Genomic DNA, 18428 nt, shown 5'->3' with positions numbered 1-18428 from the left:
CCTCCCTGCGGGGAGGACCCCTCATACGGTCCGTACAACGGTGTGCGGAACTCTGACACCGCGCCCGCCATGTCCCCGACCAGGGATGGCGGGCGCTGTGGCGTCCGCCGATCCCCCGGGTAGTCGTGCTGGAGTCCGGCCGGCAGGGTCACGGCGCCCGCCACGTCCCCGACGGGGGGTGGCGGGCGCCGCGGTGTTTTCGGGGCTACTCGGGCTGGGTGACCGTGGCACCCCAGTGGGTGGTCGGGGTCGAGGCCGTCACCCACGCGGTGAATCCGCCGTGGAGGCCGGTGCCGAGGGGGAGCGTGACGACCGTCGGGTCCGTGCCGGGGCAGTCGACGGTGAAGGGGGCCGGGTCGCGGTCCGGGTGCTCCTGGAGCCGGAACGACACCTCGATGCTCCCGCCGTCGGCGCAGCCGAACGTGATGAACGTGTCCAGGTACGGGGAGAGGCCACCTGAGACGAAGCCGCTGGAGCCGGCCTGGTCGGCGATCCAGATCAGGCCGTCGGGGCCCGGGTAGCCGATGATCTCGTTCGTCGGCGCGGCCTGGGCCGGGGTTGCCGCCAGGGTCAGGGCGAGTGCCGGGGCCAGGGCCGCCAGGGCGGTCGTGCGCTTCTTCATGTCGTCCCCCAGGTCGTCGTGTCGTCCGTTCGTCGGACAGCCGCGACGCTACCCAGCGCTACTGACATCCGCCTGAGTACGCGTACTCACGCGCACGGTCTCCTGCGGGCTCTGGCCGCACGGGTCGACCGCGCGCCTGACGCACGGCCTGACGGGCCCGAGTCCGTTTCACTCGTGCAGGTGACCCGCGCCGACCGGCACGGCGGGGCCGGGCTGGGCCGGACGGGCCAACTCTGCTCGGGGCGCGCACAGTTCACGGGGCCGGAGTCTGGTACCCATCTGGATCATGGCCCCCATCCGAACCCTGCTGAGCGGCCTGCTCGGCGCCGCCGCCCTGCTGATTCCCGTTCATCCCTCCACCGCCGCCGAGGACGGGCGGACCGTCGAGTACCGGGGGCTGCGCCTCACCGTCCCCGGGGACTGGCGGGTCGTCGACCTCGACCGGAATCCCGGTGCCTGCCTGCGCCTCGACCTGCCCACCCTGTACCTCGGGCACGCCGGCACCCAGACCGAATGCACCGGACGGGCCGTCCGCAGCCGCGCCGACACCCTGCACCTGGAGCCGCTCGACGGTGCCCCGCAGCGGGCCGACATCCCGACCGTGCGCGTCGAGGTCCCCGGCGGGATTCCGGAGCCGCAGAGTGAGAGCAACGAGGTGCGGTACGCGCTGCGCCGGTCCGGGGTGATGGCCACCCTCGCGTACGGGACCACCCCCGACGCCGTACGCGGCCTCCTGGCGGGTGCCCGGACCGCGGACTCCGCCGCCCCCGGGGCTCCCGGGGCCCCCGGGGCACCCGGCGCGCCCGCTGATCCCGCGTCGGCCGTCGCCGGCCCGAAGCCCGTCCGGGCCCAGGCGCCCTTCACCGGCGCCGGCTTCGACGCCTGCACCGCCCCGACCCAGCGCGCCATGGACGGCTGGCGGGCCGCCTCCCCCTTCGGCGCCGTCGGCATCTACATCGGCGGCCGGGCCCGGGCCTGTGCCCAGCCGCGGCTCACCGCCGGCTGGGTCCGGCGGCAGGCCGAGGCGGGCTGGCACCTCATGCCGCTCTGGGTCGGCCCGCAGCCCTGGAACGACCCGGCCACCGGCCTGTCGGCCGACCCCTCCCAGGCGAACCAGGAGGGCATGGAGGCCGCCGAAGGCGCCGTCACGGTGGCCCGGTCCCTGGGCCTGACGGAGGGCACGGTGCTCTACAACGACCTGGAGAACTACACCGACCGCACCACCTGGGACCCGCCGGTCGTCGCGTACCTCACCGCCTGGACGGTCCGGCTCCACGAGCTCGGGTACCGCGCCGGCGCCTACGTCGCGGCGAGCTCCGGGGCCAAGGCGCTCAGCGCCCACCACGACCAGGCCCCGGAGGCCATGCCCGACGTGCTGTGGGTCGCCGTCTGGAACGGCAGGGCGTCGGTCTCCGACGCGGACACGGGCCTGCCCGCCCGTACGCACCAGTGGGCCGGCCGCCGCCGCGCCCACCAGTACCGCGGCGACCACGACGACACCCACGACGGGGTCACGCTCAACATCGACAGCAGCTGGATCGACATCGATCCCGCCGCGGCGGGTGGTCCCGCCCGGGGCCGGCCTCTCTTCAGCTAGCCGGGTCCTCGCGTGGGGGTTCGTCGTCGTTGCCCCGGCGGATGGTGCGCAGGCCGTGGGACGGGGTCCAGGTGCGGACCACCAGGTCGTCGCCGTCGATGCCGATGTGGACCACCTCCGTCAGGTCCGCGTGGAACAGGTGGAAGGGGTGCGGGGTCTCCGTCTCCTCCGCGTAGCGGTGCAGCTCGGGCGGGTCCAGCAGCTCGATCGCCCGCCCGGAGATCCGTACGTCCCCGTCCGGCATCGTCTCGCCCTCGCCCGGGTTGGTGTGCAGGGCGAAGCGGGGGTCGCGCTGGAGGTCCTTGGCCTTCATCGAGCCCGGCATCATCCCGAGCCACAGTTCGCCGCCGCGGATGTCGACGTTCAGTCCGGCCAGGCGCGGGGAGCCGTCTTTGCGGAGCGTGCCGAGGACGTGGTGCGGATACTGCGCGAAGCGGGCCAGGACGGTAGCGGCGAATTCCGGTTCCTGTTTCTCGAACGCTGCCCAGTTGTTCGTGGTCGTCATACGTCCATCAAAGCGCGTGGCACCGACAGTCGCCGCTCAGGCGCGCACGATTCCGGCCGCGCGGGCCGACGCCAGCCAGGACGGGAACTCCATGACCAGGCGGTCGAACAGCACCGGGTCCGGGACCTCCCGCGGGTCCGGGCCCGCGTGGAAATAGCCCGCGTTGTCCACCACCCGACGGTCCGGCACGGGCAGTTCGTCCAGTCGCCGCAGGAAGTCGAACTGCGAGCTGCGCGTCTGGCCGAAGCCGACGAACTGCCAGAACAGCGGGAGCCGGGCCGCCTTGCACAGGTAGCGCTCCGCCGCCGCCTTGTTCATCGGACCGCCGTCCGTCTGGAAGACGACGAGCGCCGGATCGGCCGCCCCCGAATCCAGGTAGTGGTCGATCACCGCCTCCATCGCCGCGTCGTACGCCGTCTTGCCCATGTGGCCCAGGCGGGCGGCGATCGCGGCGATCCGCCCCTGGTGCCCGGCGAGCGGGATCTCCTCCACCGCGTCGACCTCGGTCGAGAAGAACACCGCCGGCACGCGCCCGTCGTCGTCGAGGTGCGCCGACAGGCCGAGCACCCGGTCGGCGAAGGCCTGCACGGTGCCGTCCCGGTAGTACGGGCGCATCGACCCCGAGTGGTCCAGGACCAGGTACACCGCGGCGCGCACGCCCTCCAGGCCGTGCTTGCGGAGCGAGATCCCGGCGCTCTTGTAGAGGTTCACGAGCGCGGGAGCGGTCGCTTCCATCGTGCGGAGGTCGATCGCGCTGCCCGTCATGGCCCGAGGGTACGTCAGCCGCCGCTCTCCAGGGCCCTGATGTCGTCGAGCATCGCGGCCGCGAGGGCGCCCTCGGAGGCGTAGTGGCGCTCCGCCCACTTGAGGGTGAGCGTGGGGTAGGCCCAGGCGGGCTCGTCCAGGGCGGCCTCCGCGTCGGCCACCGCCCGCAGGCGCATCTCTTCCGCGAACTCCTGGTGCCGGACGAGGACTTCACGCATCTGGTCGGGTTCCAGCAGGTGGCCCAGCCACAGCCGCAGCATCGGCCCGTGCTTGAGGACGGGCGGGTCGACCGGGGTCTCGCGGGCCCATTCCCGTACGGCGGCCATGCCCTCGTCGGTGATCCGGTACACCCGCTTGTCGCGGGTGCCGGTCTCCTGGGCGACCAGTCGGGAGGAGGCGTAACCGGCCTTCTCCAGGCGCTTGAGCTCGCTGTAGATCTGGCTGAAGGACGGGCTCCAGTAGAAGAAGCGCAGGGACCGGTCCGACCACTTCTTCAGGTCGTAGCCGGAGAGTTCCTCCCCGAAGGAGAGCAGCCCGAGCACCGCCCAGCTGGTCGCCGGGAGCGGGCGTTTGTTCTTCTCGTCTGCCACGCAGCGCAGTCTACGACCGGTGTCCGCACCGTCCCTTCCTTCGGCCATGCATGACTGCTAGAAGTATTTCTATTAGGTCTATTGGGTCTATTGGGGGGTGGGTCGATGGTTTCGCTGGACGGGAAGGTCGTCGTCATCACGGGCGCCGGCCGCGGACAGGGCGCGGCCGGCGCCCGGTTGTGCGCGCAGGCCGGCGCGCGGGTGGTCGTCACGGACGTACGGGAGGAGGAGGGCCGGGAGGTCGCGTCCTCGCTGGGGGACCAGGGGCTGTACGTACGGCACGACGTGGCCGAGGCGGACGGCTGGGCGGCGGTCGTACGGGAGGCCGTACGGGCCTTCGGCACGATATCGGCGCTGGTCAACAACGCGGCGGTGTGGCGCACGGCCCACGTGGAGCGGCAGCGGCCCGAGGAGTTCGAGGCGCTGCTGCGGGTGAACCTGCTGGGGCCGTTCCTCGGCATCCAGGCGGTGGCGCCGGTGCTGCGGGCGGCCGGGGGCGGCTCGATCGTGAACATCTCCTCCACGGCCGGACTGGTCGGCATCCCCGGCCACGCGGCGTACGGGTCCACCAAGTTCGGGCTGCGCGGGCTGACCCGCTCGGCGGCGCTCGACCTGGCGGGGGACCGGATCCGGGTCAACTCGGTGCATCCGGGGGCGATCGACACGCCGATGGTGTCGGAGGTCGCCGGGCAGGACTGGTCGCACGTGCCGCTGGGGCGGATGGGGCGGCCGGAGGAGGTCGGGGAACTGGTGCTCTTCCTCTGCTCGGACGCGTCCTCGTACGTCACGGGCACGGAGTTCGCGGTCGACGGGGGGATGACGGCGCGATGAGCGGGGGCGTGGTCGGTGCGGGCGTGGTGGGTGAGGGTGTGGTGAGCGGCTCGCTGTCCCCCGCGGCCCGGGCACTGTGCGACGCGATGGCGGCGGCGTTCCCGGGGCCGGGGGACGTGGCGGCCCTGCGGGCGGCGGCATCCCACGGCCGGTCGGCGGGACCGGAGGTGGCCTCGGTCCGGGACGACGAGGCCTCGGGCGTCCCGGTCCGGGTCTACGATCCCGCGCCGGGCGGGGCGGGCCGGCTTCTAGTGGTGTTCTTCCACGGCGGGGGCTGGGTGATGTGCGGGCTCGGCACGCACGACGCGACGTGCCGGGCGCTGGCCGCCGGGTCGGGCGCGGTGGTGGTCTCCGCCGACTACCGGCTGGCCCCCGAACACCCCTGGCCGGCGGCGCCGGACGACGCGCTGACCGTACTGCTGTGGGCGAAGGGGCAGGCCGTCGCGCTGGGCTGCGATCCGGGCCGGGTGGTGGTGGCGGGGGACTCCAGCGGGGGCAACCTGGCAGCGGTGACCGCCCTGCGGGCGCCGGAGCTGGTGGCGGGGCAGCTGCTGGTGTACCCGCCGCTGGACGCGGCGACGGCCGTGACGGTGACTCCGGCGGCGACTACGGCGGCGACTCCGACTCCGGCGGCGACTACGGCGGTGACCGCGTCCACGGCGGCGTACGGCGAGGGCCACTTCCACACCGCGGCCCACATGGCCTGGTACTGGGAGCAGTACGGCGGCGACCCCGCGCACCCGCACGTCTCGCCGCTGCGCGCCCCCGACCTGTCGGCCCTGCCGCGCACCCTGCTGGTGCTGGCGGACTGCGATCTGCTGCGGGACGAGGGCCTGGCGTACGCGCGCCGGCTGGGCGCGGCGGGGGTGGACTGCGCGGTGCACCTGTACCCGGGGGTCTTCCACGGATTCCTGGGCCTGCCGCTCCCGGCCGGGCGGGCGGCCCTGACGGCCGCCGCGGCCTGGCTGCGGGCCACGGAGTAGGGACGGAGCAGGGGGAGTCGCGGCGTACCGGTACGGCGTGCGGCGGCGGGCCGCGCCTCGCGACCGCCGCCTACCGCGAGGTCTCCGGCGCCGCCTGAGCGGCCGGCTCCCGTACGGCCGGCTCCCGTACGGGCAGCTCCCGTTCGGCGACCGCCCGGAAGCAGCGGGGCGGGCGGCCGGTGAGGCGCTCGACGGTGTCGGTCGTACGGTCCTCCGCTCCCTCGGCGATGGCGCGGTCCATGTCGGTCAGCATCGCGGCGAACTCCGCCGGGATGACCGCGGCCAGCCGTTCCCGCATGGCGTCGTAGGTCAGGTGGTGGTGGACCACCCGGCGGCCGGTGACCTCCGTGACGATCGCGGCGATGTCGTCGTGGCTGAGCGCCTCCGGCCCGGTGAGGACCAGGTCGGTGTTGGGTGCGCGGTCGTCGGTGAGGGCCCGCACGGCGACGGCGGCGATGTCCTCGGCGTCGACGAAGCCCACCCGGCCCGTCCCGGCCGCGGTCAGGATGGCTCCGTCGGCGCGGATGCTGTCGGCGTGGGCGTGCGCGCCGGTGAAGTTCTGCATGAACCACGAGGGGCGCAGGACCGCCCACTCGTCGAACAGGCCGGGCAGGGCCCGGTGCACCGCCCCCACCGCCGGGCCGCCCGCGGGGATGGCCGAGGAGCTGAGGAGTACGGCACGGCGTACGCCGGCGGCGCGGGCCCGTTCCAGGAACGGCAGCATGACCGCGGCCGGGTCCGGGTCGCCGATGGGCGGGACGAGGTAGACGCCGTCGGCTCCGCTGAGCGCATCGCCGTACGTGGCGGGGTCGTACCAGTCGAAGCGGACCGCCTCGGCACCCGGGAGCGGGGTGGCCGCGCGGCCAGCCGCCTTGACGCGCCGGCCGGCGGCGATCAGCTGCGCGGCGGTCCGGCTGCCGGTGGTTCCGGTGGCGCCGATGACCAGGGTGGCGGCGGGGACCAGGGTGGCGGCGGTGGTTCCGGTGTTTCCGGTGTCGGGCATCAGGCGGCGCTCCTCGTGTCGTCCGACGGGAAGTCCAGCCCCGGCTCGCGGACGGCGAGCGGGTTCCAGTAGTCGCGGTACGAGGTGAAGCGCCCGTCATGGACGGTCACGACGGCGATGTACGTCATGTCGAAGGGGGTCCCGGTCGCGACGATGCGGCCCACGCCGCGCATCTCGACGACGATCGCCGCCGGGTCGGTGGTCTCGTGGATCCACAGGTCGGGGAAGTCGTGCAGGTCGATGTGGTCAGGGTAGTCGCGCATGTAGTCGGCGATGGCCGCCCGCCCCTCCAGCCGGGCGGGCCAGCCGGGGGGAGCGAACGGGAACTCCATGGAGCCGTGCTCGGACCACAGGCCGACCCAGGAGGCGATGTCCTTGTCGAGGAGCAGGCGCAGGCTGTGGCGGTAGAGATCCGCGGGGGAGGAGGGTACGGGTGGTGCGGGCGGGGTGCTCGCGGGCATGGAGGTTCTCCGTTCGGCGCGATACGGACCAGTGGTCCGCTTCTCCCGGTCGAAGATACGGACCGCCGGTCCGCATTGCAACCGGAGGTGGGTGCGGGAGGAAGTGCGGGCCCGGTCGGTGGAGTTCACCGCCGCGCTGCTCGGCGCCGGGGTTCGGCGGGCATGATGTGCCCATGTCGATGTTGCTCCGCAACGTGCTTGTCCTGGTGGTGGAGTTCGGCGCCGCGCTGATGCTGCGCGAGCCGGACGCCCCGTGGATCCCGGTGCTGCTGGCCGTCTTCGTCGTCGGCTCGGGCGTCCTGCACGGCACCGAGGCCGAGTTCGTACCCCGCTTCCTGGTCGCGCTGACCGCGGTGGGCGTCGCCGAACTGGGCGGCCGGGCCTGGGCCTCGCCCGACGCCCTCCCGACGGCCGCGGCCGGGGCCGCGATCCTGCTGGCCGTCCAGACGCTGATCCTGGTCCGCTACTCCCTCCGCCGCCGCTCCCACCGCCCCCGCCGCCGCCCCGCCTGACCCAAACCCACTGGTCAGGCGGGCGCCCCCGCCTCTAGGGTCGATCCTCATGTCCCCGACGAACACGAACACGACCACGACCACGACGACGCTCTGGCGCCCGACGGGTCCGGTGGAGCTCGACCTCGTCCGCGCGCTCGACTGGCGGGCCTGGCCGCCGCGGCTGCCGGAGCAGCCGATCTTCTACCCCGTCCTGAACGAGGACTACGCGATCCGCATCGCCCGCGACTGGAACGTCAAGCACGACGGCGCGGGCTTCGTGACCCGCTTCGAGGTCGACACCGAGTTCCTGGCCCGCTATCCGGTGCGGCAGGCGGGCGGGGAGACGATCCTGGAGCTGTGGGTGCCGGCGGAGGAGCTGGACGAGTTCAACGCGCACATCGTGGGCCGGATCGAGGTCGTCCGCGAGTTCCGCTGAACCGGGCGCCGGAAGGGCGCCGAGGCCTGGCCCGGGGAGCCGTGATCGAAAACAATGGCGGTATGACCTCCACGCCCCGCATCCGTGCCCGGTCCTTCGACGACGCCGCCGCGCTGTACTCGGCGAACCGGCCCGGGTATCCCGGGGAACTGTTCGACGCCCTGGAGGTGCTCGCCGGGCGGGGGCTGCGCGGGGCCAGGGTGGCCGACGTGGGAGCCGGGACCGGGATCGCCACCGGGCTGCTGCGCGCCCGCGGGGCGGACGTGGTCGCCGTGGAACCCGGCGACGGCATGGCCGCCGAGTTCCGGCGGGCGAACCCCGGGATCCCGCTCGTGCGCGGGGACGGCGACCGGCTGCCGCTCGTCACCGGCGGGTTCGACTTCCTCACGTACGCCCAGGCCTGGCACTGGACCGACCCCGCGCGCTCGGTCCCCGAGGCCCGCCGCGTGCTGCGGCCCGGCGGCGCGCTCGCGCTCTGGTGGAACGACATGGACCCCACCGTCCCCTGGATCGCCGAGCAGGACGAGCGGATCCGGACCCTGTTCGACGCCGACGGGCTCACCTTTCGGACCCTGCCTCCCGGGCCGGCGTTCGCCACGCGCGAGGTCCGCTGGTCGCGCCGGATCCCGCTGGACGTCCACCTCGCCAACCACGCCAGTCATTCCGCCTTCCTGATGCTCGGCCCGGCCGGCACGCAGGAGTTCCTCGACGCGGAGCGGGCCCGGCTGGCCGCGCTGTTCCCCGACGGGACGGTCGAGGAGCGCTACGTCGTCACCCTCGGCGTGGCCGTCATGTGAGCCCCGCTCTCGTGACGTACCACCGCTCTCGCTAGCGTTCGCGTGCCCGGAGCACCGCCGTCCGGCACGCCGCCGGCGAGCCCCACGCGTCGCGCAGCGGCCGCGCCTTGCGCAGCCACAGGGAGAGGTCGAGCTCCTCCGTGTAGCCGACGGCCCCGTGGAGTTGCAGCGCCGTCATGGCCGCCGCGTACGCCGCCTCGCCCGCCGCCAGCTTCGCCGCCGCGACCTCCCACGGCGCCAGGCCCAGCGCCGCCGCCCACACCAGCGGCCGCGCGAACTCCAGGGCCAGGAGCGTGTCCGCCAGCCGGTGCTTCACGGCCTGGAAGCCGCCGATCGGCGTGCCGAACTGCGTGCGCTGCTTCACGTACTGCACGGTGCTCGCCAGCAGGGCCTCGCCGACCCCCAGGCACTGGGCCGCCGTCAGCAGCCGCGCCCAGCCCAGGGCCGTCCCCGCCGCCGCCAGGACCCGGGGGCCGGTGGCCAGCAGCTCCCCGTCCGCCGCGGGCCGGGACAGCCGCCGCGCCGGGTCCGTGGACCTCAGCGGCTCACCGGCGCCCGCACCGGCACCCGCACCACCCGCCAGCCGGAGCTCGCCCGCCGCCGACACCGTGAAGCAGTACGCCGCCGCGTCCGCGTCCACAGCGTACGGACTCCCGCCCGGCAGGGTCAGCGTGGCCATGGCCTCGCCCGCCACCAGCCCCGGCAGGAAACGTTTCGCCAGCCCGTCCTCCCCCTCCTGCCCGTCCTCCCCGAGCCGCGCGAGCTCCGACAGCAGCACGGCCGCCGCGGCCGTCTCCACCACCGGCCCCGGCACCCCCGCCCGCCCCAGCTCCACGAAGCCGAGCGCCAGTTCCACCGGCAGCGGCCCCAGCCCTCCCAGGTCGCCGTACGCCTCGTCCGCCGCGAGTGCGAACAGGCCCGTCCCCGCGAGCCGCGACCACAGGGCCCGCCCCGGTCCGTGGTCCCCGGCCCCCCAGGCCCGTACGGCCGCCGGGACCTGCGAGGCGCCGAGCAGGCCGTGCAGCGTACGGGCGAAGTCCGACTGCTCGCCGGTCGGCAGGAAGCGCATCAGCGGCGGCCCTTCGGGAGGCCGAGCAGCCGCTCGGCGATGATGTCGCGCTGGATCTCGTTCGTGCCGGCGTAGATCGGCCCGGCCAGCGAGAAGATCCAGGGCTCCGCCCACGCCCCCTCCGCCAGCTCCGCGTCCGGGCCCAGCAGGTCCAGCGCCGTCTCGTGCAGGGCGATGTCGTACTCCGACCAGAACACCTTGTTCAGGCTGGACTCGGCGCCGATCGGCTCGCCCGCCGCGAACCGCGAGGCGGCCGCCCAGGTGAACAGCTCGTACGCGCGCGCCCCGACCACCGCGTCCGCCACCCGGCCGCGCAGCGCGGTGTCCGCCGGATCCGCCCGTTCCCGCCACAGCGCGCGCAGCCGGTCCGCGGCCGCCAGGAAGCGCCCCGGCGAGCGCAGCGTCAGCCCGCGCTCGTTGCCCGTCGTCGACATCGCGATCCGCCAGCCCTGCCCCGGCTCACCGATCACGTCCGCGTCCGGTACGAAGACCTCGTCCAGGAAGAGCTCCGCGAAGGCGGGCTTCCCGTCCAGCCGGCCGATGGGCCGCACCGTCACCCCCGGCGCGCGCAGGTCGAACATCAGGTACGTCAGCCCCTGGTGCGGTTTCCCGGCCCCCGGATCCGTACGGAAGATGCCGAACGCCCGGTCCGCGAACGCCGCCCGCGAGGACCAGGTCTTCTGCCCCGACAGCAGCCACCCGCCCCCGGTGCGCACCGCCCGCGACGTCAGCGAGGCCAGGTCCGAGCCCGACTCCGGCTCCGACCAGGCCTGCGCCCAGATCACCTCGCCGCTCGCCATCGGCGGCAGCACCCGCGCCCGCTGCTCGGCGCTCCCGTGGTCGAAGAGGGTCGGCGCGAGGAGGCTGATGCCGTTCTGCGAGACCCGGCCGGGCGCGCCCGCCGCCCAGTACTCCTCCTCGAAGACCAGCCACCGCTCGATGTCCACGCCCCGGCCCCCGTACTCGGCGGGCCAGGACACCGCCGACCAGCGGTCCGCGTGCAGCCGGGCCTCCCACGCGCGGTGCGCGGCGAAGCCCTCCGCCGTCTCCAGGGAGGGGAGGGGGGAGTCCGGGACGTGCTCGGCGAGCCAGGCGCGGGCCTCGGCCCGGAAGGCCGTCACCTCCGGTGCGTGGGTCAGGTCCATCAGCTGTCCGCCTCCGTCGCAGGGGCCGTCGCGCGAGTTCCCCCGACAAGTGTTCCCTAACAAGTGTTTGGTAGGTTAACGTACGGCCATGAGCATGAACACCCCCAACGCCCCCGACTACGTGCCGGGTCACGGGCTGCTCCAAGGCCGCACGGCCGTCATCACCGCCGCCGCCGGAGCCGGGATCGGCGGGGCCACCGCCCGCCGCTTCCTGGAGGAGGGCGCCCGCATCGTCATCGGCGACGCGCACGCCCGCCGCCTGAAGGAGACCGAACAGGCCCTCGGCGCCGAGTTCGGCGCCGGCCGCGTCACCTCCCTGCCCTGCGACGTCACCGACGAGGACCAGGTCGGGGCCCTGTTCGCGCTCGCCGAGCAGACCCACGGCGGCCTGGACGTCGTCGTCAACAACGCCGGGCTCGGCGGCACGGCCGCCCTCGTCGACATGACCGACGAACAGTGGGGCAAGGTCCTCGACGTCACCCTGAACGGCACCTTCCGCTGCACCCGCGCCGCCCTGCGCTCGCTGAAGGCCTCCGGCCGGGGCGGGGTCGTCGTCAACAACGCCTCCGTCGTCGGCTGGCGCGCCCAGACCGGCCAGGCCCACTACGCCGCCGCCAAGGCCGGGGTGATGGCGCTGACCCGGTGCGCCGCGCTGGAGGCGGCCGAGTTCGGCGTACGGGTCAACGCGGTCGCCCCGAGCCTGGCCATGCACCCGCACCTGGTGAAGGTCACCAGCGAGGAACTGCTGACCGAGCTGACGGCCCGCGAGGCCTTCGGCCGGTACGCCGAGCCGTGGGAGGTCGCCAACGTCATCGTGTTCCTGGCCAGCGGCTACTCGTCGTACATGACGGGCGAGACCGTCTCGGTCAGCAGCCAGCGCGCGTAGGCCCAGAATGGGCCCGTGCCAACGAACAAACCGACAGCCGAGCCGACGGCCAAGCGGCCGGCCGAGCCGACAGCCAAGAAGAAGACCCAGGTGAGCGCCTCGCCCGAGCGTCGCCGCGAGCTCCTCGACACCGCCGCCGAGGTCTTCGCCGCGCAGGGCTACAACGCCACCACCGTCCGCAAGATCGCCGACGCCGCCGGCATGCTCGCCGGCAGCCTCTACTACCACTTCGATTCCAAGGAATCGATGCTCGACGAGATCCTCTCGGCCTTCCTGAACGAGCTGTGGCAGGGCTACGACACCGTCCTCGCCGCCGGCCTCGGCCCCCGGGAGACCATCGAGGCCCTCGTCACCGAGTCCTTCCGGGAGATCGACCGGCACCGCGCCGCCGTCGCGATCTACCAGAAGGAATCCCGGCACCTGTCCGCGCAGCCCCGCTTCCACTACCTCTCCGACTCGCAGCAGAAGTTCGAGAAGGCCTGGCTGGGGACGCTGGAGCGCGGGGTCGCCGCCAAGGTCTTCCGGGCCGACCTCGACATCCGCCTCACCTACCGCTTCGTCCGCGACACGGTGTGGGTGGCGGCGTCCTGGTACCGGCCGGGAGGACAGCACAGCCCCGAGGAGATCGCCCGCCAGTACCTGTCGATGGTGCTGGACGGGATCGCCGTACGCAGCTGACCCCCGAAGCCCCGAAGCCCTAAGGAGCACCCGTCATGCCCGAGGCCTACATAGTCGAAGCCGTACGCACCCCCGTCGGCCGGCGCGGAGGAGGCCTGTCGGGCGTCCACCCGGCCGACCTGGGCGCGCACGTCCTGAAGGCACTGGTGGAGCGCTCCGGGGTGGACCCGGCCGCCGTCGAGGACGTGGTCTTCGGCTGCCTGGACACGGTGGGCCCGCAGGCCGGGGACATCGCGCGGACGGCATGGCTGGCGGCGGGGCTGCCGGAGGAGGTGCCGGGGGTCACCGTGGACCGCCAGTGCGGCTCCTCGCAGCAGGCCGTCCACTTCGCGGCGCAGGGCGTGCTCTCCGGGACCCAGGACCTGGTCGTCGCGGGCGGGACCCAGAACATGTCGATGATCCCGATCGCCTTCGCCTCGCGGCAGGCGGCGGAGCCGCTCGGTCTCACGGAGGGCCCCTACGCGGGCAGCGAGGGCTGGCGGGCCCGGTACGGGGACGCGCCGGTCAACCAGTTCCACGGCGCGCAGCTGATCGCGCAGAAGTGGGGGATCACCCGGCGCGACATGGAGGAGTTCGCGCTCCGCTCGCACCGGCGGGCGATCCGGGCCGTCGACGAGGGCCGTTTCGCGCGCGAGACGGTGGCGTACGGGGACGTACGCGTCGACGAGGGCCCCCGGCGGGACACCACCCTGGAGAAGATGGCGGGCCTGAGGCCGGTGGTCGAGGGCGGCACGATCACCGCGGCCGTCTCCTCGCAGGTCTCCGACGGCGCGGCGGCGATGCTGATCGCCTCCGAGCGGGCGGTGGCGGAACACGGCCTGCGGCCGCGGGCCCGCATCCACCACCTGTCCGTACGGGGCGAGGACCCGATCCGGATGCTCTCGGCCCCGATCCCGGCCACGGCGCACGCCCTGAAGAAGACCGGCATGTCGCTGGACGAGATCGACCTGGTGGAGATCAACGAGGCCTTCGCCCCGGTCGTCCTGGCCTGGCTGAAGGAAACGGGCGCCGACCCCGAACGCGTGAACGTCAACGGCGGGGCCATCGCACTGGGTCATCCGCTGGGCGCCACGGGGGTCAAGCTGATGACCACCCTGCTCCACGAACTGGAGCGCACGGGCGGCCGGTTCGGCCTCCAGACCATGTGCGAGGGCGGCGGCCAGGCCAACGTCACCATCATCGAGCGGCTGTGAGCGGAAGCCGGCCGGGGGCGATGCCTCTGGATCTTTACCGTCCTGCGCGCGGGCGGGGCTGGGTGCCGACGCCGAGGTGTGCTAGCTTGGAGAGCGTTGCAGTTGTGGTACCCATGAACTTTATGTGCGCCTGACGGGAATGTTCCTCAGGCGCTTTTATTGTTTTGCCGGAATCTCCGGATGGGGCCCTTTGCCGCCTATTCAGGAGATTTAAAATGGCACAAGGCACCGTGAAGTGGTTCAACTCTGAAAAGGGCTTCGGCTTCATCGAGCAGGACGGTGGCGGCCCGGACGTCTTCGCCCACTACTCGAACATCGCCACCCAGGGCTTCCGTGAGCTCCAGGAGGGCCAGCGCGTGTCCTTCGACGTGACGCAGGGCCAGAAGGGCCCCCAGGCGGAGAACATCGTCCCCGCCTAATTCCTTCAGCATGCCGGGGCCCGCACCGCGAGGTGCGGGCCCCGGCTTGTCTGTGGTTTCGACTGCTTGTTGTACCAGCCGGTTTCAGGAGGGCTTTCTCGCATGACCAGCTCCAGCTCCGCACGACCCAGCCGCCGCCCCACCCGGGGCCGAGGTGCGGCACAGGGACGTCCGAAGGCTGGCGCGGGACGGCAGAAGTCCGCCCCCGTCGCCAGGCCCCAAGAATTCACCATGCCCGAACCGCTGACCCCGGCCCTGGAGCCGGTCGCCGCGTTCGAGGACATGGGCATGCCCGAGGCGCTGCTGAAGACCCTCGCCGCCCAGGGCGTCACCGAGCCGTTCCCGATCCAGGCCGCGACGCTGCCGAACTCGCTCGCCGGCCGTGACCTGCTCGGCCGCGGCCGTACCGGCTCCGGCAAGACGCTGGCCTTCGGCCTGGCGCTGCTGGCCCGCACCGCCGGCCGCCGCGCCCAGCCGAAGCAGCCGCTCGCGCTGGTCCTCGTACCGACCCGTGAGCTCGCGCAGCAGGTGACCGACGCGATGGCCCCGTACGCCACGTCCGTCAACCTGCGGATCACGACCGTCGTCGGCGGCATGTCGATCAACCGGCAGTCCGGGGCTCTCCGCCGCGGCGCCGAGGTGCTCGTCGCCACCCCCGGCCGCCTGAAGGACCTCATCGACCGCGGTGACGCCGACCTCTCCCAGGTCTCGATCACCGTCCTCGACGAGGCCGACCAGATGACCGACATGGGCTTCATGCCGCAGGTCACCGCGCTGCTCAAGCAGGTCCAGCCCGAGGGCCAGACCATGCTGTTCTCGGCGACCCTCGACAAGAACATCGACAAGCTCGTCAAGATGTTCCTGCACGACCCGGTCGCCTTCTCCGTCGACCCGTCCGCCGGCGCGGTCAGCACGATGGAGCACCACGTCCTGTACGTCATGGACGAGACCGACAAGAAGGCCGTGGCGACGCGCATAGCCGCTCGCGACGGCCGGGTGATCATGTTCGTGGACACCAAGCGCGGTGTCGACCGCATGGTCAAGAAGCTCCTGGCGGACGGCGTCCGCGCCTCCGGCCTGCACGGCGGCCGCTCGCAGCCGCAGCGCAACCGGACCCTGGACTGGTTCAAGACGGGCGAGGTCACCGCGCTGATCGCCACCAACGTGGCCGCCCGCGGCATCCACATCGACGACCTCGACCTGGTCGTCAACATCGACCCGCCGACCGACCACAAGGACTACCTGCACCGCGGCGGCCGTACCGCGCGCGCCGGCGAGTCCGGCAGCGTGGTCACCCTGGTGCTCCCCGACCAGAAGCGGGACATGTCCCGCCTGATGTCGGACGCCGGGATCTCCCCGCGCACCGCGCAGATCAAGTCCTCCGACGAGGAGCTGTCCCGGCTCACCGGCGCCAAGGAGCCCTCGGGCATCCCCGTGGTGCTGGAGGTGCCGCAGCAGCCGGCTCCCGCGGGCCGGCGCTCCGGCGGCCAGGGCGGCGGCAGCGGCCGTTCCGCGGGCCCGCGCCGTCGCTCCGGCGGCGCCTCCGCCGCGCAGGGCGGCGGTACGCCGGGCGGCGCCGGCGAGAGCCGTCCGCGTCGGGCCCGCTCCGGTGCGGGTCAGGGCGGTGGCGGCCAGACCGGTGCGCGCGGCCAGGGCGGTCAGGGCGGAGCCCGCGGTCAGGGCGCCGGCGGCCAGGGCGGCGCGCGCCGTCGCTCCGGTGGCGGGCGGCCCGCGGCGGGGCGTACGAGCTCCTGAGGCTCTGACGCCGACAGGCATTCCGGTACGCCGGGCAGCGCGAGGCGCGCTGCCCGGCGTTCTGCTGTCCGGCCGCTGCCCGGCTGCCGCCCGGCGCCCGTCCGGCTGCTGTCCGGGCTGCCGTCCGGGCCGCCGCGCTATCGGACCAGCTTCGTCTGGAGCTTCGCGAGCGTCCGCAGGTCCAGGCCGAGGCCGTCCGTGAGGTACCCGTAGAAGCTGCCGTAGTCCGCGGCCATCTGCGCCGTCGCCGCGTCCAGGTAGTCCTGGCGGACCTCCTGGAGCGGGATCAGCAGGTCGGGGTTCTGCATCCGCCCGGACTGCTTCAAGGCCGCCCGCACCTGGGCGTCGTACGCGGCGCGGAAGGTGTTCGACGCGAGGTAGTCGCGCGTGGCCGCGTCCTCGGGGACGGACAGGGCGCGCAGCAGGACGTAACTCATCCAGCCGGTCCGGTCCTTGCCCGAGGTGCAGTGGAACAGGAGCGGGCCCTGGCCGCCGTCCGCGATCTCCCGCAGCGTCGTCGCGAACTGCGCCCGGTTCTCGGGGCCGGTCACGAAGGTGCGGTAGATGTCGCGCATGTAGGCCTCGGCGCGGCCGCCGCCGAGCATCTGCTCCTGCGTGGCGGGGTCGCCGCTGGATATCGCGCCGAGCAGGGTCCCGTACAGGCCGAGGTCGCTGACGGGGCGGGAGGTGGCGGTGAGCCCGGCGGGCAGCCGGTCGGCGCCGTCGTACTGGACCTCCATGGGGATGCGGAAGTCCACGACCTTCTTCAGCCCGAGACCGGAGAGGGCGGTGGTGTCCGCCGGGGTCAGCTTGCCGAGGGCGTCGGAGCGGTAGACCAGCCCCTGGCGGACCTGGCCGCCGGTCCAGGTCCGGTAGCCGCCCAGGTCGCGGACGTTGACCGCGCCCTGGAGGGGGATCTGTCGCATCGTTTCCGCCTGCTGGTACCGGCCGGCGGACGTGGGGGTGGGGGTGGGGGCTGTGGTGCTGTGCGTCGGCGCGGCATGCGCGGCGGCGGGCAGGGTCCCGATGGCGAGGGCGGACGCGAGCACCGCGATCGCCAGGCGGATTCGGGCACGGCTCATCTGGCTGCTCCTGCAACGGAGAAGGAGGGTCACCCTGGTGGTGGCAGGGCGTCGAGCGACTGCAGGCGTGCGAGCACACCGTGTGCCTCGGCCATGACGCGGGCGACGAGCTCCGCACAGGACGGCAGATCCTCGATCACCCCCGCGACCTGGCCCGATGCCATGACGCCGAGGTCCGTACGGCCCTCGACCATGGACGCCTTGAGGAGCATGGGGGTGTTCGCGGCGAGCAGGACCTGGCTCCAGGACAGGTCCTTGCCGTGTTTCATCGCGAGGCCGTCGCGCACCATCTGCGGCCAGGACAGGCCCGACAGCCTGCGGAAGGCGGCCGCGTGCCGGACCGCCCGGGCCAGCGCCCGCGTACGGCCGGCCCGCTCCAGGGACGCGACGAGTTCGGTGCGGAGCATCCGGTGCGGCAGCCCGTCCACGGCCGTCGTGACCGTGACGTCCTTGACCCCGGCCGCCAGGTACCGCGCCTTGACCGCGTCCGGGACGGTGGAGTCCGAGGTCAGCAGGAAGCGGGTGCCCATGGCGATGCCCGCGGCCCCGTACGACAGCGCGGCGACCAGGCCGCGGCCGTCGTGGAAGCCGCCCGCCGCGACCACCGGGATGTCCACCGCGTCGACCACCTGCGGCAGCAGCACCGTCGTGGCCACGTCCCCGGTGTGCCCGCCGCCCTCGCCGCCCTGCACGATCACCGCGTCGGCCCCCCAGGCCGCGACCTTCTCGGCGTGCCGGCGGGCCCCGATCGAGGGGATCACCACCACGCCCGCGTCCTTGAGCCGGGCGATCAGCTCCTTCGACGGGGCGAGCGCGAACGAGGCCACCCGTACGCCCTCGTCGATGATCAGCCGGACCCGCTCGGCGGCGTCCCCCGCGTCCGCGCGCAGGTTCACCCCGAACGGGGCCTGCGTACGGGACCGGACCTCGCGGACCGCCGCGCGCAGCTCGTCCACGGTCATCGTCGCCGAGGCCAGGATGCCCAGGGCGCCCGCGTTCGCGGCGGCCGACACCAGCCGCGGGCCGGCCACCCAGCCCATGCCCGTCTGCACGATCGGGTGCTCGACACCGACCAGTTCGGTGAATGCCGTCCGTACCGCCATCGCCGTCGCCATCC

General features: G+C 73.6%; 21 protein-coding genes. 11 read left to right on the top strand and 10 right to left on the bottom strand.

Going from position 1 to position 18428, the window contains the following annotated elements; all coding sequences use genetic code 11:
* Positions 1-205: 205 nt before the first annotated feature.
* Positions 206-622 carry a hypothetical protein gene (locus IF02_RS0111335; RefSeq protein WP_051696142.1) on the bottom strand — a complete coding sequence of 139 codons (417 nt, stop codon included), beginning with the start codon at positions 620-622 and terminating at the stop codon, positions 206-208.
* 286 nt (positions 623-908) lie between these two features.
* On the opposite strand from IF02_RS0111335, the gene IF02_RS0111330 reads away from it, so the two are divergent.
* Entirely contained in the window at positions 909-2219 is a 1311-nt protein-coding gene (locus IF02_RS0111330; RefSeq protein ID WP_051696141.1) for a DUF1906 domain-containing protein, read from the top strand.
* Here IF02_RS0111330 and IF02_RS0111325 read toward each other — a convergent pair.
* The 3 genes from IF02_RS0111325 to IF02_RS0111315 are packed head-to-tail and all read right to left on the bottom strand — an operon-like array spanning position 2212 to position 4079.
* A complete protein-coding gene (locus IF02_RS0111325) occupies positions 2212-2724 on the bottom strand; it encodes a pyridoxamine 5'-phosphate oxidase family protein (RefSeq protein WP_030155878.1) in 513 nt (170 codons plus the stop codon). The two genes, IF02_RS0111330 and IF02_RS0111325, sit on opposite strands and share 8 nt — an antisense overlap.
* A 36-nt stretch (positions 2725-2760) precedes the next feature.
* Positions 2761-3489 (bottom strand): VWA domain-containing protein, encoded by a 729-nt coding sequence (locus IF02_RS0111320; protein WP_030155877.1) that lies wholly within the window; start codon positions 3487-3489, stop codon positions 2761-2763.
* A 14-nt stretch (positions 3490-3503) separates the two neighbouring features.
* Complete coding sequence (locus IF02_RS0111315) at positions 3504-4079, bottom strand: PadR family transcriptional regulator (protein WP_037836076.1); 576 nt, start codon at positions 4077-4079, stop codon at positions 3504-3506.
* 105 nt (positions 4080-4184) lie between these two features.
* Between IF02_RS0111315 and IF02_RS0111310 the strand changes: the two genes are divergently transcribed.
* Together IF02_RS0111310 and IF02_RS35915 are read left to right on the top strand one after the other, a co-directional pair.
* Positions 4185-4910, top strand: coding sequence for an SDR family NAD(P)-dependent oxidoreductase (locus tag IF02_RS0111310; RefSeq protein ID WP_030155875.1), 726 nt, complete (start codon positions 4185-4187; stop codon positions 4908-4910).
* Positions 4907-5893, top strand: a complete 987-nt coding sequence (locus tag IF02_RS35915) for an alpha/beta hydrolase (protein WP_051696140.1) — start codon at positions 4907-4909, stop codon at positions 5891-5893. The genes IF02_RS0111310 and IF02_RS35915 overlap by 4 nt, the downstream gene beginning before the upstream one ends.
* Before the next feature lie 70 nt (positions 5894-5963).
* Here the strand turns inward: IF02_RS35915 and IF02_RS0111295 are convergent, their stop codons facing one another.
* Both IF02_RS0111295 and IF02_RS0111290 read right to left on the bottom strand, forming a co-directional pair.
* On the bottom strand, positions 5964-6896 hold the full coding sequence (locus IF02_RS0111295; protein ID WP_051696139.1) for an NAD(P)H-binding protein: 933 nt from the start codon (positions 6894-6896) through the stop codon (positions 5964-5966).
* Complete coding sequence (locus IF02_RS0111290; protein ID WP_030155873.1) at positions 6896-7357, bottom strand: nuclear transport factor 2 family protein; 462 nt, start codon at positions 7355-7357, stop codon at positions 6896-6898. Before IF02_RS0111290 ends, IF02_RS0111295 begins: the two co-directional genes overlap by 1 nt.
* Before the next feature lie 173 nt (positions 7358-7530).
* On the opposite strand from IF02_RS0111290, the gene IF02_RS0111285 reads away from it, so the two are divergent.
* The 3 genes from IF02_RS0111285 (at position 7531) to IF02_RS0111275 (ending at position 9084) form a co-directional block, all read left to right on the top strand.
* Positions 7531-7869: a hypothetical protein gene (locus IF02_RS0111285; protein WP_030155872.1), complete on the top strand. Its 339-nt coding sequence runs from the start codon at positions 7531-7533 to the stop codon at positions 7867-7869.
* A gap of 49 nt (positions 7870-7918) precedes the next feature.
* Positions 7919-8287: a hypothetical protein gene (locus tag IF02_RS0111280; protein WP_030155871.1), complete on the top strand. Its 369-nt coding sequence runs from the start codon at positions 7919-7921 to the stop codon at positions 8285-8287.
* A gap of 62 nt (positions 8288-8349) precedes the next feature.
* Complete coding sequence (locus IF02_RS0111275; RefSeq protein WP_030155870.1) at positions 8350-9084, top strand: class I SAM-dependent methyltransferase; 735 nt, start codon at positions 8350-8352, stop codon at positions 9082-9084.
* Positions 9085-9115: 31 nt separating this feature from the next.
* Here IF02_RS0111275 and IF02_RS0111270 read toward each other — a convergent pair whose 3' ends face one another.
* On the bottom strand, positions 9116-10153 hold the full coding sequence (locus IF02_RS0111270) for an acyl-CoA dehydrogenase (protein ID WP_030155869.1): 1038 nt from the start codon (positions 10151-10153) through the stop codon (positions 9116-9118).
* The gene (locus IF02_RS0111265; protein ID WP_030155868.1) at positions 10153-11298 is read right to left on the bottom strand and encodes an acyl-CoA dehydrogenase family protein; all 1146 of its coding nucleotides are present in this window, start codon (positions 11296-11298) and stop codon (positions 10153-10155) included. The genes IF02_RS0111270 and IF02_RS0111265 overlap by 1 nt, the downstream gene beginning before the upstream one ends.
* Before the next feature lie 94 nt (positions 11299-11392).
* Here IF02_RS0111265 and IF02_RS0111260 point away from each other — a divergent pair, with 94 nt between their 5' ends.
* The 5 genes from IF02_RS0111260 (at position 11393) to IF02_RS0111240 (ending at position 16229) form a co-directional block, all read left to right on the top strand.
* On the top strand, positions 11393-12184 hold the full coding sequence (locus tag IF02_RS0111260) for an SDR family oxidoreductase (protein ID WP_030155867.1): 792 nt from the start codon (positions 11393-11395) through the stop codon (positions 12182-12184).
* Between the two features lie 15 nt (positions 12185-12199).
* Complete coding sequence (locus IF02_RS0111255) at positions 12200-12862, top strand: TetR/AcrR family transcriptional regulator (protein WP_051696138.1); 663 nt, start codon at positions 12200-12202, stop codon at positions 12860-12862.
* A 35-nt stretch (positions 12863-12897) separates the two neighbouring features.
* The gene (locus IF02_RS0111250) at positions 12898-14055 is read left to right on the top strand and encodes an acetyl-CoA C-acetyltransferase (RefSeq protein WP_030155865.1); all 1158 of its coding nucleotides are present in this window, start codon (positions 12898-12900) and stop codon (positions 14053-14055) included.
* 215 nt (positions 14056-14270) lie between these two features.
* Positions 14271-14474 carry a cold-shock protein gene (locus tag IF02_RS0111245; RefSeq protein ID WP_007502648.1) on the top strand — a complete coding sequence of 68 codons (204 nt, stop codon included), beginning with the start codon at positions 14271-14273 and terminating at the stop codon, positions 14472-14474.
* A gap of 102 nt (positions 14475-14576) precedes the next feature.
* Positions 14577-16229 carry a DEAD/DEAH box helicase gene (locus IF02_RS0111240; protein ID WP_030155864.1) on the top strand — a complete coding sequence of 551 codons (1653 nt, stop codon included), beginning with the start codon at positions 14577-14579 and terminating at the stop codon, positions 16227-16229.
* A 137-nt stretch (positions 16230-16366) separates the two neighbouring features.
* Here IF02_RS0111240 and IF02_RS0111235 read toward each other — a convergent pair whose 3' ends face one another.
* The gene (locus IF02_RS0111235) at positions 16367-17311 is read right to left on the bottom strand and encodes a tyrosine-protein phosphatase (protein ID WP_030155863.1); all 945 of its coding nucleotides are present in this window, start codon (positions 17309-17311) and stop codon (positions 16367-16369) included.
* Positions 17312-17340: 29 nt separating this feature from the next.
* Entirely contained in the window at positions 17341-18426 is a 1086-nt protein-coding gene (locus tag IF02_RS0111230; RefSeq protein ID WP_234318165.1) for an NAD(P)H-dependent flavin oxidoreductase, read from the bottom strand.
* Positions 18427-18428 lie beyond the last annotated feature (2 nt).

Origin of the sequence: Streptomyces sp. NRRL S-244 (assembly GCF_000717915.1) — a bacterium.
Taxonomy (GTDB): domain Bacteria; phylum Actinomycetota; class Actinomycetes; order Streptomycetales; family Streptomycetaceae; genus Streptomyces.
The sequence above is the reverse complement of the archived record's forward strand: the minus strand, read 5'-3'. Positions and strand labels throughout refer to the sequence as shown.